13 protein-coding genes are annotated in these 17,283 nt (G+C 53.4%); 10 read left to right on the forward strand and 3 right to left on the reverse strand.

The window, feature by feature from the left end:
* Window positions 1-67 precede the first annotated feature (67 nt).
* Genes K6123_RS06050 through K6123_RS06060 form a run of 3 tightly spaced genes read left to right on the forward strand, consistent with a single transcriptional unit; the run spans window position 68 to window position 8,098 of the window.
* The gene (locus K6123_RS06050; RefSeq protein ID WP_221795170.1) at window positions 68-3,397 is read left to right on the forward strand and encodes a carboxypeptidase-like regulatory domain-containing protein; all 3,330 of its coding nucleotides are present in this window, start codon (window positions 68-70) and stop codon (window positions 3,395-3,397) included.
* A 19-nt stretch (window positions 3,398-3,416) separates the two neighbouring features.
* Window positions 3,417-5,483, forward strand: a complete 2,067-nt coding sequence (locus K6123_RS06055; RefSeq protein ID WP_221795172.1) for a hypothetical protein — start codon at window positions 3,417-3,419, stop codon at window positions 5,481-5,483.
* Between the two features lie 53 nt (window positions 5,484-5,536).
* On the forward strand, window positions 5,537-8,098 hold the full coding sequence (locus K6123_RS06060) for a S8 family serine peptidase (RefSeq protein ID WP_221795174.1): 2,562 nt from the start codon (window positions 5,537-5,539) through the stop codon (window positions 8,096-8,098).
* A 561-nt stretch (window positions 8,099-8,659) separates the two neighbouring features.
* Here the strand turns inward: K6123_RS06060 and K6123_RS06065 are convergent.
* Both K6123_RS06065 and K6123_RS06070 read right to left on the reverse strand, forming a co-directional pair.
* A complete protein-coding gene (locus tag K6123_RS06065) occupies window positions 8,660-10,636 on the reverse strand; it encodes a methyl-accepting chemotaxis protein (protein ID WP_221795176.1) in 1,977 nt (658 codons plus the stop codon).
* A gap of 28 nt (window positions 10,637-10,664) precedes the next feature.
* On the reverse strand, window positions 10,665-11,597 hold the full coding sequence (locus K6123_RS06070; RefSeq protein WP_221795178.1) for a substrate-binding domain-containing protein: 933 nt from the start codon (window positions 11,595-11,597) through the stop codon (window positions 10,665-10,667).
* Window positions 11,598-12,034: 437 nt separating this feature from the next.
* Between K6123_RS06070 and K6123_RS06075 the strand changes: the two genes are divergently transcribed.
* Both K6123_RS06075 and K6123_RS06080 read left to right on the forward strand, forming a co-directional pair.
* Complete coding sequence (locus K6123_RS06075) at window positions 12,035-12,736, forward strand: CoA transferase subunit A (protein ID WP_221795180.1); 702 nt, start codon at window positions 12,035-12,037, stop codon at window positions 12,734-12,736.
* A gap of 38 nt (window positions 12,737-12,774) precedes the next feature.
* Entirely contained in the window at window positions 12,775-13,431 is a 657-nt protein-coding gene (locus tag K6123_RS06080) for a CoA transferase subunit B (protein WP_221795182.1), read from the forward strand.
* Window positions 13,432-13,560: 129 nt separating this feature from the next.
* Here the strand turns inward: K6123_RS06080 and K6123_RS06085 are convergent, their stop codons facing one another.
* On the reverse strand, window positions 13,561-13,914 hold the full coding sequence (locus tag K6123_RS06085; protein ID WP_221795184.1) for a DUF805 domain-containing protein: 354 nt from the start codon (window positions 13,912-13,914) through the stop codon (window positions 13,561-13,563).
* A 248-nt stretch (window positions 13,915-14,162) separates the two neighbouring features.
* On the opposite strand from K6123_RS06085, the gene K6123_RS23130 reads away from it, so the two are divergent.
* From K6123_RS23130 to K6123_RS06110, 5 genes are all read left to right on the forward strand, one after another.
* Window positions 14,163-14,630: a GNAT family N-acetyltransferase gene (locus tag K6123_RS23130; protein WP_221795186.1), complete on the forward strand. Its 468-nt coding sequence runs from the start codon at window positions 14,163-14,165 to the stop codon at window positions 14,628-14,630.
* 32 nt (window positions 14,631-14,662) lie between these two features.
* Window positions 14,663-14,875 carry a hypothetical protein gene (locus tag K6123_RS06095; protein ID WP_221795187.1) on the forward strand — a complete coding sequence of 71 codons (213 nt, stop codon included), beginning with the start codon at window positions 14,663-14,665 and terminating at the stop codon, window positions 14,873-14,875.
* Window positions 14,876-15,208 (forward strand): 5-carboxymethyl-2-hydroxymuconate Delta-isomerase, encoded by a 333-nt coding sequence (locus tag K6123_RS06100; protein WP_221795189.1) that lies wholly within the window; start codon window positions 14,876-14,878, stop codon window positions 15,206-15,208.
* A 148-nt stretch (window positions 15,209-15,356) separates the two neighbouring features.
* Window positions 15,357-16,367, forward strand: coding sequence for an adenosine deaminase (locus K6123_RS06105; RefSeq protein WP_221795190.1), 1,011 nt, complete (start codon window positions 15,357-15,359; stop codon window positions 16,365-16,367).
* A gap of 366 nt (window positions 16,368-16,733) precedes the next feature.
* Window positions 16,734-17,183 (forward strand): hypothetical protein, encoded by a 450-nt coding sequence (locus tag K6123_RS06110; RefSeq protein ID WP_221795192.1) that lies wholly within the window; start codon window positions 16,734-16,736, stop codon window positions 17,181-17,183.
* Window positions 17,184-17,283: the final 100 nt, after the last annotated feature.

Here is a 17,283-nt window from a genome sequence, read left to right on the forward strand (position 1 = left end):
GTATGGGTGATGTGTAAAAAAAGTTATGTAATTAGCATTGGCTGCAAAGAATCAGAAGGAACTGTCTATGCCGCCTGTTGCCCAGTCGCTGGTCTCACTTTGCCGAGACCGCTTGCTCGCGCTTTTACTGCTGATATTGCTTCCGCTAGCCCCTGTGGTCATTACCGGCTGTAGCAATTCTCCTGATCCATCGCCCGTTACTAGCTCTGAGGATGATGATGAAAATCCGGATGACGATGATCCGGAGGTGATCGCGGCGGATATTGCCCTGCGACTGCTTGATGGCACCGTGACCGACAAGCAGGGCAATCTGCTTGACGGTGCGACGGTCAGTGCCGCACTGCTGGACAGTGATCTCAATGCGCTGCTGGAAATGAGCACTACGACTGATGCGGGTGGCGGTTACTTATTCTCTATCCCGACCGGGCTGGAAGGGGAGGTGACGACCGTGGTGGTTTCTGTCAGTAAACCAGGATTCTCGTCGGTTGATTACGATGCCGTGGTAGCCGCCGACGATGTTCGTGTGACGGTCAATGGTTCATTGGAGCAGTCGGCCAGCGTTTCGATCAAGCGGGCCGACCTGGAAGCACTGGCGATTGCTGCTGACGGCGGCGTACCCGTGCTGAAATTATCGGTATTCTCCAATGCTGCCGGTAACCGTCGGATTGCCACTGGTGATGCCCAGGCAATGGATGGTGAAGACTCCGACTTTGAACTGGAAATTCCGGTAGCCGCGATTGACGAAGACGCTGAAGTGATCAACTTTAGCGTTTCAAGCCATGATTCAACTGATGAGGACGACATCCAGTCCTACTCCGGTGGTTTCGAAGCCAAGGGCGATGAAACTGGCGGTGACACGGTTGATTTTGAGAACGACGGTGGAGATGGCGAAACCCGTGATCTGATCTCAACGGCGTTTTTTAACGTCGAAATTACCGACCAGGATGGCAATCCACTACAAAGCTCGGAAGCCATGGCCTCTGACGGTCTGGGCTCCACCATGCGCTACAGTTTCAACTATAACTATCACGCCAAAACCTTCCACACGGATGCTGACACCAGTATCGAGGGCTTGCAGTTTGCCTTCTATGGCAAGTCGCTACGCTACGAGCCTTACTGGACCTATATCGGCAACGGCACCCTGGTGTATTACAGCGGCGGTCAATATCTGGTTGCCGGTGCTGCCCAGGGGGTGACCATTGGGGATAGTGGTGCCGTGACGTTTAACAGCTCGCTGGTGAATCAATACCGGATGTATTTTCAGGTGACGGTCGCCAACTGGAGGAGCTGGATGAGCCATTTGAACGTCGACCGCATGTCGTCTGGCTTGCCCAGTGCCACCACAGTCTGTTTGACCGGCCAGATTCTCGATAGTGAAAGCAACCGCTTCAATGGCAAGGCCTATTTGAGCAGCCCGGACGGTGCCAGCTTCGATATCGACGTGGTGAACGGCGCCTACCGGGTCTCCCGGGTTATCGCCAGCGCTTCAGCGGCCAGTGTCGCGTCCTGGGGCAATCTCTGGTTCCTCAATCCCGTCAGCGGTAACAAGCAATACATCAAGCTGACAGATATCTACAGCAACTCCAGTTTTGCTACTTCGGCTTCTTCCTGTAACTCCCTGCAAGCGGTGATTTACCCGGCGGTCGAACTGTGTACGGTTTATGGCCAGATCGATGTAGCCGGGGTCTCACCGGAAAACCAGCTGGTCAGTGCTGTCTCAACACTGGACCAGCGCCGGTACAGCGGTCTGTCTGACAGTTCTGGTAACTACAGCCTCAGTGTTCCCTGTGGCTACGACTATGACATTTCGGCGATGGGACTGACGGGCGAGATTCGCGATGCCGATGAATATCAGTACCCGTTGCGTATCGACTTTGTTGTGACCAATGCACCACCGACCTTGATGCTGTTTACCCCGATCGGGCAAAAGCTGGTGGGTGACCAGGTCAGCATCAAAATCATTGCCAGCGATCCGGAAGACGACGTTCTGAGCTATACCATCGCTGCCTGTAACCTTGGTGATGCTGATACCTGTAATGCCTCCGTCAGTGGCAATATTCTCACCGTCGATGCCAGTGACGCCGGGAGTTACAGTGTGACTCTGACTGCAACGGATGGGGTGAATAGCGTCCAGCAGACTTCCATGTTTGACGTGATCATGCCAACTGAACAGTTTGCACCGGACGTCTTTGGCTTCTCGGCTAACGGTAATTTTGTTGCCAACGGCGGCAACATTGATCTGGTTGAAGGCCAAACGGTGTCGATCAGCGTCAATGCCCGTGATCGCAATGGTGATGCCATGAGCTACGAATGGACTGATGGTTCCACCATCTGTAGCCAGTCGGCCTGTGACTGGGTGATGGAGAACGTTGGCAACACCAGCATTGAGCTGGTAATCACCGATGATTCCGATGCCCAACTCACCACCGAGACATCTCTGCAGCTGAGCGTCAGTGCTGATACGCCGCCGACAGCCAAAATCTACCTCGGCAGTGAGTTCGTAGAAGCTGTTGATGGTGTTAACAGTCAGGCTTTGCTGGTTTCTCTGGCAGCATCTGACGATCTGACTACGCTGGCTGATCTCACGATCGTCTGGACTCTGACGCTGGATGACGCTGTGGTTGATCTGAGCAGTTATCTTTCCAGCTCAACCAGTTTGTCATTTCCGATCGGTACCTTGGCCGAAGGCGATTACAGTCTCAGTGTTGCAGTAACTGAACTGACTGCAGCAGGTGTTGCCGGGGCAACCACCACAGCCGACGCGAGTTTCAGTGTTGTGGCTGATCTGCCGCCAGTCATTTCAACCACGGCATCGGCCAGTACGATTTATGGCACCGTCAGCGGCGGTGCCGAGGAGGACCTGGTTATCAGTGCGGAGTGGTCCGACGACGAAGTGCTGCCAACCGATGCCATCAGCTGGACTGTGCCGGATAGCCTGTCAGCGACAATTACCGATACACAGGTAACGATTCCTGCCGCCAGCCTGAAGCCTGGTCAATATAACCTCAGCGTGACTGTGACCGACTCGGCTGGCCAAACTTCAACCGCCACCCGTACCGTGGTGGTATTGACCGATGAAGTCCCGGTTATCAGTTCACTGCAAGCGACCCCGGCTGCCCAGATTGATAATGGCGAAGGGGCTGGCACAGAAAACGTGCAGGTCAGCTTTACTGCAACGGATGATCTCGGTGACGTATCGGTTGCATCCTGGAGCGTGACTCCACAAGCCGCTTATACGGAAAACAGCAGCGGTATCTCGTTCACTGCGACGGATCTGGCTGTGGCCAGCTATAGCGTGGTGCTGACGGTCAGCGATGAACGTGGCCAGACCACTTCCGCCTCGACCACGTTTGAAGTGATTGAACGTGACGGCAATGTCGAAGTGATCATTGAGTAACTGGCAGAAGGAATTGAAGATGAAAAACAACAAACTGTTTTTGGCCATCACCGCTTGTACTGCCAGTCTGCTGTTGGCTGCCTGTGGTGGTAATGACGGCAACACCTCGGCTCAGACGTCATCTGTTACTGCAGCCGATGCTGATTCCAGCACTGCGGATACCGCACGGGTTTCGATGGGGGTGCGATTCCCCCAAAGTGAAGCGACGGCGGCCTGGGTCGGTGACCGATTGACGGTTGAAGTGCGTTTTTACCTGAGCCTGGCGAGTGACTGGAACCAAGCCCAATTAGTGCTGAACGCCTATGATGGCTGCGACAGTCTGGATGACCCGTCTGCCGCTGTGATTGAAGGCTATTCCTGTGCCACCTTGCTAACGGATGATCCGGATACGACCAAGCGCGGTGAGCTGGCCGGGTCTCTGGAATTTACACAGGACAGCTCGACCGGTTATCTGGATCTGGAACCGGGTAACTACCGGGTTGAAGCCTCGTTTTATGATGACGCTGGCACGATTACCGAAACCAGTGTCAGTTATGCCGTGCTGGATGCGGGTGCGCATACCCTGATTCTGCGGGGCTACTCTGCCAGCTGGAGCGCCAGCAGCACAATTCGGCCTCAGCTGCTGGGCAGTCCGAGTCTGACCCTGAGCAGTGACTGGGATATGGACAGCGACGGTGAGCAGTCGCTGGCAGCCGCGCTTGGCATTGCCGATGGCATTGATGCTGTGCACCTGGCAACACTGACCTCCTGGCCTGAAGGATGGGACAGCGTGCAGCAAACTGCGCCGGTAGATTCCAGCTATGTAGCCGCTGCGGTAACACCGAACGAATATGCCGATGTGGTCGATGGCGTTGGTGAATTCAGCGAGCTCAGCGAGTCCGCCTTGTATGTTTCTGTACTCGAATCATCCCAAGGTGAAATGATCCCGCCATCCGGCAGTACCAGCAGCTCAACTGCTACCAATACCGATGGCTCCAGCACGCTGATCAGCAGCCATGTCGTGCGTAGCCCGGCAACAGTGATGCAATGGTATCTCGACGGTGAAAACAGTCTTGGATTCCAGTTCAGCAGCGCCAGTGTGACGACCTCAACGACGGTGATTTCGGCGGATCTCAGCAGTTACCAGACCACTGGCGTGGGAGGAGGATATGACTTCGGTGTTTATAACAGCACCGATGACAACACCTATTATGAAGTGACCGATGCGGCGAGCAGCTCCCACACCTATTGGAATGAAAGCCAGGATGACTGGGCAACGGAAAGCCTGACGCTGCTGGAGATCAGCTCTCATCTGGCGACTGACATCTGGAAAGATATCTATACCAGTCTGGCCATTGCGCCGACGGCTGCCAGTGATGGCAGCACGCTGACCGGCTATTTTATTGAGCGATTGTATTCGTCGACCACTTACGCAGTGGATGCAACCAGTTCAACCGAAGCCATGCAGCCACCAGCCTATTTTAACGCGGCACTTGAAGCCATTGCGGTCGATAGTGGCCTGGTTGCAGCCGCTGTGGACGGCTGTGAGTCCTATGAAGGAGGTGGCTGGCAGCAGGGCACCAGCACCTACAAGTGGGACAGCGGCAGCAGTCACTGGGTGGGTGGCACCTATAACACGCTGTTGCTGGAAGGCGGGGTGATGACTGAAATTGACACCAAGGTGCAGCAATTTCAGGACGTTATTGATTCACTGGATGACTACAACCTCAGCGACGAGCAGTATCAGCAATACCTGACCGCCTACCAGTATCTGATTGAGCTGCATGACGTGACCTATCGCAATACCGTTCTGGCGTTGGCGGATATGAACGGTGATGGCACAGCTGAGCTGTTCGAAAGCGGTGTGTATATCGTTGATGGCGCTACCCAGCCGTCCTGCGAGCTGACCGAGACCCAGGTCGACGGTGGTGTTGAGCATGGTATGAACTGCGATCAGTTCACCGTCGGTACGACCATTGACTCGACGGTGTACAGTGAGAGCGGCACCATCTGCGCCCAGTCGTTCACCATGACGGCCAGTAACCTGGAAGATCTGTCAGCAGTCGGGCAATCCGATACTGGTCTTGACGTCCTGGTTGCCAAATAGGCCCGTTGCCCGTTAATCGTGGTACCGGTGTGATGTTCATCAAGAGATTGCCAGTGGCAGTGTTGCTGCTGGCCTCAGCAGCGTCTGCGAATCTTTCGTCAGACTGTTCAGGCAATTGGCTGGTACGCGGGCCAGTCAGCCTGGGTGGCGAGGTTCGTTATCATTTCGCTAACGGTGAAGTACTGACGGAGCTGGATTGTGCCGCTGTCAGCCATTTATTGACCGATGATTCAACCAACCGCGCGGATATCCGCTTTTTGCAGCAAAACAGCCAGCTGGCATCAGAGAAATATCTCAATGCCACCGTGTTGGCTTTGAGTGAGCCCCAGAATTTCCTGCTTAACGATGGCTTTACCAGTCTGGATGACTCTCAACGGCTGTGTGGTAGCGTCAAAATCGCGATTATTGATTCCGGTGTGGATAGTCAGCATCCGGCACTGCTGAACGCCGCTTTTCCCGCCCAGTTCAACGCGATTACCGGGGAATCTGATCAAACCGATGACTATGGCCACGGCACTCATGTGGCGGGCTTGATGGCATCAACGGCACTTTCGGGTACAAGCTGGCCTCAGGGCGCTTGTATGAACGCTACTTTGCTACCCGCGCGGTTTCTGGGTTCGACCGGCGGGGGCAAGGTAGCCGACGCCATTACCGCGATCGAATGGGCGGTTGCACAGGGTGCTGACATCATCAACCATTCCTGGGTAGTAACCCAGGACTATGATGCCTTGCGGGAAGTGATCGCCGACGTTGATCAGCGCGGTATCGTGCAGGTAGCGGCAGCGGGCAATTTCGGCTCGGATCTTAATACTTCCTTCACGGCTTATCCGGCAGCTTATGGTATGGACCTGGATGGCATGGTGGTGGTGGCCAACTGGGATAACGACAGTCAAAGCCTCTATTCAGCCAGTAATTATGGCCTTGAGAGCGTTGATCTGGCGGCTTCAGGAACCCGCTTGCTGAGTCTGGCTCCCGGCACAGCCACCCAGCAACGTACCGGTACCTCCATGGCAGCACCTTTGGTATCGGCTGCCATGGCAATGTTGAAAGTCGCGTATCCGGATGACAGCAGCCAGCAACTGCGCGGCCGACTGCTGAGTGGTTGTGCCCATGAAACAGCCTTGAACAGCTCAATTCGTTGCGGTGGTCGGCTGGCAATGCCAAGCGTGCTTGAGGCGGAAGCAACGCTGCTGGATCGCACCGAACGTAACTCGGATGGCAGTGTGTCGGCCTACGGTATTGGCCTTGAAAATGTCAGCAGCTGGCAGTTTGAATCCTGGCTCGATCAGCAGAATTATCAGCCGGATATAACATCGCTGTCTGATGAAGCCGTGCAGCTGGAGAATCTGACCGCCCAGCCGGGCCGCTGGTGGTTAAGCCTGTCGACTGGTTTACAACTCAGTGAACCCTGGTTGCCAGAACTACAGGCTCCGGCAGCCCTGGCGGCGACTGAGAACGATAGCGGCTGGCTGTTGAGCTGGGCCAATGACTCGATGGCCGGGCGAGTGTTGATTGAAACGGACAGCGGCGATGGCCGCTGGCGTAGCCTTGCGACGGTGGACGCACCTGTATCGCAATACCAGCTGCAAACCGATAGCACAGATTTGCTGGCGGTCAGGCTCACGAGTCAGCTGGACTATTGGCCCAACGGCCCGGATGCAACGTCAGCAGTGCTGGAGTCGGTAGCCGGTTCCGTGCTGTATCTGAACGCTGATGACAGTGTTTGGCAGACGACACGGCTGGCCAGTGCAGCCGCTGGCAGTTCCCCCGTGTGGCGGATCGAACTTGCAGACGGTCTTGATGCCTCGTACCTGAGTTGGCCAGCCAGCAGCGACGTGATGGTCACGCTGGCTGACTCTGCGGTACTGGTGGAACTCGCTGCTGACGCAACCGAGGCAAACCTTGAATTGACCTGGGACGATGGTGACCGGGTAGGGCAGCGTCGGTTTAATTTGTTGCTCAACAACGAATCTGAGTGGTCACTGGATACGGATGAGGATTTCATCCTGCAAGCCAGTAGCTATCAGGCACAGCTGGCGTCAATGGCACTGGGTCTGGATGGCAGCATTCAGCTGGTGATCCAACAACTCGACAGTGATGGTTATTTGTATCTTGAGCCGACAGATCACCAACAGGCGCTGCTGAATGCCAGCCTGCAGGAAACGAACTCGGGTTTGCTGCTGGAAGCCGATGCTGACGGCGTATTTATACGATCAGAAGCGGCGATTGATAGCCCGTTGGTGGTCAGTCTGAGACTGAATATGTCGGGTATTCCATCGGCAACGGGAGCCTTGGCGGGGACAGATCAGCGCTGCTTTATTGCCAGTGTGGTGCTGCAGCATGACCCCTGGCTATTGGCCTTGCTGCGTTCCTACCGGGACATTTGGTTGCACAATGCGCCAGCGGGTGACTGGCTGATTCAGCGTTATTATCAATATTCGCCAGCGCTGGCCGAGTGGCTGCTGCAGCATCCGCAATCAAGCGGTTTTATTCGTTTACTGATGCTGCTGGCACTGGCTTGCGGGACTTTGGTAATGCCGCTTTGGTTTGTCTACAAGGCGGCAGCCTGGCAAGCGGGACGTTCGCAAGTGCAGACGAGACACCTGCGCTCCTGACAATAACGCCAGCAAATCACACCGTCTTCCCAAACGAGCTTGCGAGATTTGGGATCCATGCGGTACAGAACATTGCACTGCTGTCTGGATTCCAGAGCAAATCTGGAATGACGTGTATTAGAGTGCGTGAATCCCCCAGATGCCAGCAAATTAAGCCGTCTTCCCAAACGAGCTTGCGAGATTTGGGATCCACGCGGCACAGAACATTGCACCGCTGTCTGGATTCCAGAACAAGTCTGGAATGACGTGTTTTCGAGTGCGTGAATCTCCCAGACGTCCGACTAAAATGACTCCGTCATCCCAAGCGAGCTTGCGAGATTTGGGATCCATGCGACGCAGAAAATTGCACCGCTGTCTGGATTCCAGAGCAAGCCTGGAATGACGTGTGTTCGAGTGCGTGAATCCTCCAGACGCCAGAGTAAAATCACACCGTCTTCCCAAACGAGCTTGCGAGATTTGGGATCCACGCGGCGCAGAAAATTGCACTGCTGTCTGGATTCCAGAACAAGTCTGGAATGACGTGTTTTCGAGTGCGTGAATCTCCCAGACGTCCGACTAAAATCACACTTTATAGTGGCTGATCAGCTCCAGCTGTTCTTTTGCCATGGCCGTCAGTTCAGCTCCAATCGCCGCGGTCTGGTCTGCCCCCTTGAGGTTCTGTTCAGCCTGCTGGTTGATTTCCACCAGACTCTGGCTGATCTCACGAGCGGTGCAGCTTTGTTCTTCCGTGGCGCTGGCAACCTGGATATTCATTTCGGCAATTTGAGTCATGGAGCTGTCGACGCTGTGCAAACCATGCTCAGCATCGCCTGCAACTTCAATGCTGTGTTCACCCAGGCGGGTTGACTCCGTCATCACTGAAACTACCGCTGAAATCAGTTTCTGCATTAATTCAATGGTTTCCTGAATCTCGATGGTACTTTGTTTGGTGCGGCTGGCGAGGGAACGAACTTCGTCGGCGACTACCGCAAAACCACGGCCTTGTTCACCTGCGCGAGCGGCTTCGATGGCGGCGTTGAGTGCCAGCAGGTTGGTCTGTTCGGCGATGTTGTGGATGGTTTCGATGACGCTGTCGATCTTTTTGCCGTATTCATCCAGTTCATTGGTTGTGGAGGATGCTTCGGACACTTGCTGAGCCTGAATACGGACATTGCTGATTGCTTTTTCGATGGCTTCGCGGGCATCCCGCATGAGAATTTTGACATCATCGGTTGCCTGACGGGTTTCCTGTGAACGATCCGCCACTTCCTGCACTGATAGCTCCATCTGGTGCATGGCTGCCGAAGTTTGTTCCATCAAGGCCTTTTGCTGGTCGGCAATGTTGCGCGAGCTGTTGGCCGTTTGCTGGTTAATCGCCGAGGTTTGGTTCAGGCGCTGGGCAGAGCTAACCAGCTGGGTCAGGGTATGCCGCAGGGATTCGTTCAGTCCGTTCAGATAACCACCGAGTTCGGCAAACTCATCCTTGCCACTGGCCTTGAAGCTGACACGCAAATCACCATTGGCCATCGCCATCAGGCTGCTACGGAACTGCTTGATTGCTCCGCGGATACTACGGGCAATCATGGTGGCGATGATAACGGCCACTGCCACGGCAATTGAGCCCAGTATCAACAGGCTGGTGAAGCTGTTGCTGAGCGTCGACTCGGTCGTTGTTCGAGCGCCTGCCAGCATGTTTGCGGTGAGCTGATTAAACGAGCCAATAGCGGCATTGGCAGAATCGGAAATTTGTTTGACCAGGGTTTTTTCCTGCTGAATCTGTTTCAGCAGGGTGTCCTGATCCTGGTAGGCCTGTAACAAACCGTTGCGGGTTGTCATCTGGTTCAGCAGTTTGGGAATCATAAAACTGAATACCTTGCCGATATCGGGCTCGAATTGCAGTAGTTCCTGGTAGGCGTTGTTGATGGCAAGGTCCTGCTCAATCAGGTTGGCGTTAAGCTGGACAATATTCGGATTGATTCGATGGTTGTTAAAAGCAACCAGTACTCTGTTTACGTCGCGTGACAGGTTGTTGATGATGGTTTTGAGGGTCGGGTCATAGGTTTCGCCATAGCGTGATAAGTACCGTACCAGCTGGCGTGACAGCCGCGTCATTTCATAAACGCCGTTGGCAACTCGCTGATTGACGATTAGTTTTTGCTCGTAATAGCCAAACATCTTGTTGCCACTGTCGTCGAGTCGCTGAGCCAGCGCTTGCATCTGACTGGCGGATGACTTGACGTCACGATTGTTATTCAACAGTCCCGCCGGGATTTGCTCGATGGCCTGGATCAGATCTGCCAGTGCCTGATCGAAGTGCTGATGGCTGGTTTGAAGCGAGATGTCGTCCGCTGCCCAGTTGGCTTCAATCAGAGCGATCTCAGAGTTCAGCATGGCTGCCTCGGAATCAGCAGCAGCGGTTGTCAGCGGCAAACCTTCGTCGAGAATGCCATTCATTTGACCATTAATAGACGATAGTGAAATCAGGTTGGAGCTGGCGACAACCAGTAGCGTCAGCAGCACAGCGGCAAAACCAGCGATGATTTTTTGTACGATACTCATTAGTTACTTCCCGTTAAACCAATGGCTGTCAGTTGGTGAAATCAGACAGGTTGCTGGGCGTGACCAGTTTGAAACTGATCCAGGTTCGGCTTTCCACCTCCCGACCGCGCATCAGGTCGTTGGCAATACTGATTGCCATTTCAGCCTGACGCTGGGCATCTTGCAGAACGGTCACGGCCAACCAGCCTTTGGCCATTGCATCAAGGGCATCACGACTGGCATCAATGCCGCCAATCAGATAGTCGGCGGGATTCTTGCTGGCCTGGCGTAGTGCCATAATGGCACCAATCGCCATTTCGTCATTGTTGGCGACGATGATGTTGAATTCCTTGCCTTCAGCCAGCCATTGCGACACCTGGGTCAGGGCTTCGCTGCGATCACCATTGGCGGATGCTTCGGCAACAATCGACATGCCGGGATACTGGTACACCACCTGATGGACGTCCTGGCTACGGATCTTGGTGGACGGATGTTTGTCGTTACCACGAAGCAGTGCTACTTGACCGCTGTATTGGGCGCGACGGGCCAGTTCTTCCATTTGCATGGTGCCGGAAGCCAGCTCGTTGGAGCCAACAAACGCAACTTTTTCCGGCAGTCGTTCGATTTCGGGTTGGACATTGACGTATACCAGTGGAATGGAACCCTCTGCGGCAATATCCATCAGTTCTTCGTTGTATTCGGGATCAGCTGTGACCGGGGTTACCAGAATCGCGTCTACGCCAGCATCGACAAACTCCTGTATCTGTTGCAGTTGGAGTTGTTGGCTGTTGTCGGCATCATCAACATAGGTTTCAACACCACGAAAACTGGCGGCTTCTTCCATGGCTGCACGAATGGCGGTCAGAAAAGAATCCTCAAAATTGGACATGGTGGACGCGATTACACCCGCGCTGGCACTGTGGATGGGGCTGGTTAGAAGCGCCACGGTTGCCATATTGATCACTATCTTGTTGAAACGCATGTTCGACTCCGATGGATATTGCACACTAAAGGATAGGCAAGGTCGTACTTTTGGCCAGTTTCAGACGGTTATCGGCCGGCAAATAGTTTTGTTAATAAGCTAATTGCTCATTTTGATGCGTTTTTTGCGCCTGGTACCCCGGCTGTTTGTAGTAATTGTCTGTGGTGAGTGTCTGTCTCCGGTGGATTTAAAAACGTGAATTTTCACCTTTAATTTATTTGCAAACCAAATCAAAGGCTTTAAATAATAAACTTAACGAATTAAACCTGAGGAGCCACACTGCCATCATCTGAATGACGGTGAACCATCTGTGAGCCATCCGGGTCATTTCTGCAGTACAAGACACCGGTCGTTGAGCTGTCGGTCGGAAACCAAAGCAAGAACAAGGCAAGACAGGCGTTTCACCCACCTACGTTTCGTGTACGAGGAGAATAACAATGGCAGGTTTTGACAAGGTTGTAGGCAGTTATGAAGAGGCAATGGCCGGGCTGGAAGATGGCATGACCATCATTGCCGGTGGCTTCGGACTGTGTGGTATTCCGGAAAATCTGATTGCGGAAATCAAGCGCAAGGGCACGCGTGATCTGACCATCGTATCAAATAACTGTGGTGTCGACGGTTTTGGTCTGGGGGTGCTGCTGGAAGACAAGCAGGTCAAGAAGATGATTTCTTCCTACGTTGGTGAAAACGCCATGTTCGAACAGCAATTGCTGAACGGAGAACTGGAAGTGGAACTGACCCCACAAGGCACCCTGGCAGAAAAGATGCGTGCCGGCGGTGCGGGCATTCCGGCTTTCTATACGGCCACTGGCGTTGGTACGCCGGTCGGTGACGGCAAGGAAGTACGGGAATTCAATGGCCGCGAATACCTGCTGGAAGAATCCATTGTGGGCGACTTCGCGATTGTCAAAGGCTGGAAGGCCGATCGCTATGGCAACGTGATGTACCGTCACACGGCCCAGAACTTTAATCCACTGGCGGCTACCGCTGGCAAGATTACCGTTGTTGAAGTGGAAGAGCTGGTTGAAGTCGGGGAGCTGGAACCTACCCAGATCCATACCCCGGGGATTTACGTGAACCGCCTGATTGTCGGCACGTTCGAGAAGCGCATCGAAAAGCGCACCATCACTGAATCCTGATTAAACCGACTATTCAAATTACCGACAGGGGAACTGTTATGACTCTTTCACGTGAACAAATGGCCATGCGCGTCGCCCGCGAACTGCAAGACGGCTTTTACGTTAACCTTGGCATCGGCATTCCAACCCTGGTGGCCAACTATGTGCCGGAAGGCATGGAAGTGATGCTGCAATCGGAAAATGGCTTACTGGGTATGGGACGCTTTCCAACCGAGGCCGAACTCGACGCCGACATGATCAACGCCGGTAAGCAAACCGTGACGGCGATTCCTGGTGCTTCGATTTTCAACTCGGCTGACTCCTTCGCCATGATTCGTGGCGGCCACGTTGACCTCACCGTGCTGGGCGCTTTTGAAGTTGACGTGCATGGCAATATTGCGTCCTGGATGATTCCTGGCAAGTTGGTTAAAGGCATGGGGGGGGCGATGGACCTGGTGGCTGGTGCCGATAACATTATTGTGACCATGACCCACGCCTCCAAACACGGCGAATCCAAACTGCTGAGCGAGTGTTCGCTGCCGCTGACGGGCAAAGGCTGTATCAAAAAGGTGCTGACCGACCTGGCCTGGCTGGAAATCGAAGATGGCGCTTTCCATCTGAAAGAACGTGCGCCGGGGGTTTCTGTTGAAGAAATCATCGAAAAGACCGCGGGTAAACTGATCGTACCGGAAGAGGTCCCTGAAATGACTTTCTGAAGTTGCATTGTCAGCATCAATATTACTGCGCTACAGCACCCACTGAGCCGTCATTCGATGGGGCGTTCGGGCTCAAAAAGCAGAAAACCCGGCCAGGATAGCCGGGTTTTTTATTGGGCTATATTACTATCAGGCAGCAACCAGTTTCGGACTGTCACCAAAGGCGTTGGTATCGTCTTTTCCTTCCTGGATCATGAAGTACAGGAAAACCAACAAGCCAATGAGGGGAACAAACAGGATTAATATCCACCAACCACTGCGGCCGATATCATGCATCCGGCGAACGGTGACAGCCAACGAAGGCAGGAATATTACCAAGCTGTACAGTATGCCGATAAAGCCGGGACCACCAAACAGCCCTTCAACAAATCCCAGTACAGCCGAGATGATGAAGTTGAAGAGGAAGAACATCCAGTATTCCTTGCGGCGGGCGCGTCCGCTGAACTCGACGTACTTTTTCAAAACTCCCAAATACCATTCCATTTCAGGTTCCTTTCCAAAGGTTATGACTGGCTATTCGCTGATGCCACTCTGGCTTTGCGATCAGGGGATGGTTGCCAGATGAGCCATCCAGTAATGAGTTTATTTGTAATGACCACCTTTTGAAACCATTACAAAACGATGTACTTCATTACGTGTTGTTTTTTTCGATTTTGTTGGCTGTAACGCAATTGCTTTAATGGCTCAGATTTGAAATTCTTGCTGGCGTCTGGAACAAGGATGATTTTGCCGTGGAATACCAACTAATCGATTCGAGCCGTTCTGAAGATATCGCCAGGCTCGCGGTTTGTCTGACCAATGAAATTATTGAAAGAACGGGCGTCCAGCACTTTGACGTTGATGTTCCGCTGGCGATTGGTCTGTGTGAAAACTACCTCGACAGCGGTGCCTATCAGGTGATGGCTGCTCTGGATGGAGACCGTGTCGCCGGTTTTGCAGCCATTACGGAAAGCTGTTCGCTCTATGCCGAAGGGCGGTTTGGCATAGTTCAGGAGCTTTATGTGCTTCCGGAGTATCGCTCGCAAGCGGTCGGTAAATCCCTGCTTGAAGCGGTGGTGGCGTTGGGGCGGCAACAAGGCTGGAGACGATTGGAGTTGTGCACGCCACCAGTGCCTGAATTTGAACGTACCGTAAGCTTTTATCAGGCCAACGGTTTTGAGATTACCGGTGGCTACAAGATGAAATACATGATTTCCTGATACCGCCGAATCGAGAAATTCAAGGAGTGGGTATGCCAGTCAATGCGATTAACAAATTCTGCCCACGCTCGGGCAAGGCCGTCCGTGACGATTCATTAACCGAATATCGGGGCGTTGTTGTCGGCTTTTGTAATCCGGGCTGCCGTGATGATTTTGCCAGCAACATCAACGATCGCCCGCAAGATTCCGGTTACTTTGATGTGCTGATCAAGGAACATGAACTTGCAGCAGGAGTGGATAAATAAATGCCCCATTGTGTGATTGAGCATTCGGATAATCTGGATGCGGACAGCCTGGTCGAACAGGTGTTCAAGGCGGCGCTGGCTTCAGCGCTGTTTGAGCCGGATGGCAGTGATATCAAGGTGCGGGCACAAGGCTTTAAAAGCTACCTGACCGGTCCGGCTAAAGCGGATTTTATCCATGTGACAGTGAAGATTCTGTCTGGCCGTACTGCTGAGCAGAAATCAACACTGGCCGATGTCATCATCGCCGGACTGGCGAAGTCTGGCTATGCCGGTGTATCAATGACGGTCGATGTTGTCGATATGGACCGTGCCAGCTACCGCAAGGTGATTTAAGCCATTCTCGCCAGTCAGAAAAACCTTGTGCAGAAACTGGTTCCGGCCCGTCGCATGCGCGACAATACCTGACCGGTTGGTTGGGTTTTTTGTCTCTGTTCATTACCCGGCTATTCTTTTTACAAACCACTGAATTCAGCAGGGTCGTATGAGCGATTTCAAACAGTGGCTGTGGGCCATGCCCAAAGCCGAACTCCATCTTCATATCGACGGTAGCCTGCAGGCTGCACGGCTGTTGCAGCTGGCAGCTAAAAATGGCGTCGAGATTCCCTATAACAGCGTTGAGTCTGTCGAGCAGGCCTATAACTTTGAAGACTTGCAAAGCTTCCTCGACTTGTATTATCTGGGTGCTTCGGTCTTGCGCGATGAGGAAGATTTTTACTTCCTGATGAAGGACTACCTCGACAAGTGCCATGAACAGAATATTGTTCACACCGAAATCATGGTAGAGCCACAAACCTACCTGCCGTATGGCGTTACAGTCGAAACCGTTTTGAATGGTTTTCGCAAAGCCATTGCGGATGCCAAAGCTCAAAATGGCCAGTCAGCCTTGATGATTCTGAGTCTGTTGCGGCACCTGAGTGAAGACGAAGCCATTGCCATGCTCGACAGTGTTGCACCGTATCGGGATGACTTCGTGGCGATTGGTCTGGCCAGTTCTGAACTGGGCCATCCACCGAGTAAATTCGAACGCCTGTACGCCAAGGCGAAAGCGCAAGGCTACAAACTGATTGCTCATGCCGGTGAAGAAGGTCCGCCAGAGTACATCTGGGAGGCGCTGGATTTATTGCACGTTGACCGCATCGACCATGGTGTTCGTTGCGTCGAAGACACCGAGCTGGTGGTGCGCTTGATCAACGAACAGATTCCGCTGACGGTTTGCCCACTGTCTAACGTGCGTTTGTGTGTGTTCGAGAAAATGGCCGATCATAATCTGCTGCAAATGCTGCAGCAGGGCCTGTGTGTGACGGTTAACTCCGACGACCCGACGTATTTCGGCGGTTTTATGAACGAAAACTTTGAGTCATTGGCGGATGCGCTGGCGTTGACCAAGGAACAGGCGCTGCAGCTGGTCGCCAACAGCTTCAAGGCCAGTTTCCTCAGTGATGAAGCGAAAGCTGCTTATTTGAGCCAGTTACAGGATTTTGCCGCATCCTGATCAGACTCATTTTGTGTAAAGGCTTTGCGCTTGAAGGCAAAGCTTATAGGGGGCATCTGTTTAATCCTGCACGGCTCTGCGCGAGTGTTGCCAGTGTTCAGAGCAAGGCGGCGAATGCAGCGAAATGACTCGTCCTTTTCAAATTCGCCAACACCGCTCTGGGCAGTGGCAACCCGCGCCCTACGGGGGCTGCCGGATGGTCCCGACTCGGTGTCGCCGGTTTTTGACTTGACCCCTGTCTTTTTCGGAGAGAGGGCCTGCAAACCGGCTTCGGGATTCGAAACCATCCAGAAGCCCAGAGTGGGCACTGGATTAAATAGATGTCCCCTGTATTATTTCGCCAGGTGTTTTGTAAAGGATGTCAGCATGGCGCTGCTTACCCGAATCAGAAAAAATCCCTGGCATTTCTTTCTGATTACCATCACAGCCCCGATGATTTACGGGCTGATCTTCCCCGTTGTGGTGGTTGATGTTTGTGTGACCCTGTATCAGTGGATCTGTTTTCCTGCCTACAAGATCCCGCAGGTGCGGCGTAGCGAATACATCAATATCGAGCGCGGCAAGCTCAAATACCTCAACGCTTTCCAGAAACTGAACTGTGTTTATTGCGACTACGCCAATGGTGTATTTGCCTATGCCAGCGAAATTGCCGGGCGTACGGAATGGTACTGGTGCCCGATCAAGCACCCGCAGAATGCCAAACGCTCACACGGTCACTACGATGATTTTATTGCATATGGTGACGGCGAAGATTTTCCCAAGAAACACAAGGCGCGCCGGACGGCCTGCCGGGCTTGTCAGGAGCCTTGCGAGTGATATGACATCTGGGTATGAACGAAGCCCTCAGGATCGATAGCCGTTTATCTGCGGTTATATGGCTACAACGTGCGCATGGTTTGTGCCATGCGCGTGTTGG

Origin of the sequence: Oceanobacter mangrovi (assembly GCF_019740315.1) — a bacterium.
Lineage (GTDB): Bacteria > Pseudomonadota > Gammaproteobacteria > Pseudomonadales > Oceanobacteraceae > Oceanobacter > Oceanobacter mangrovi.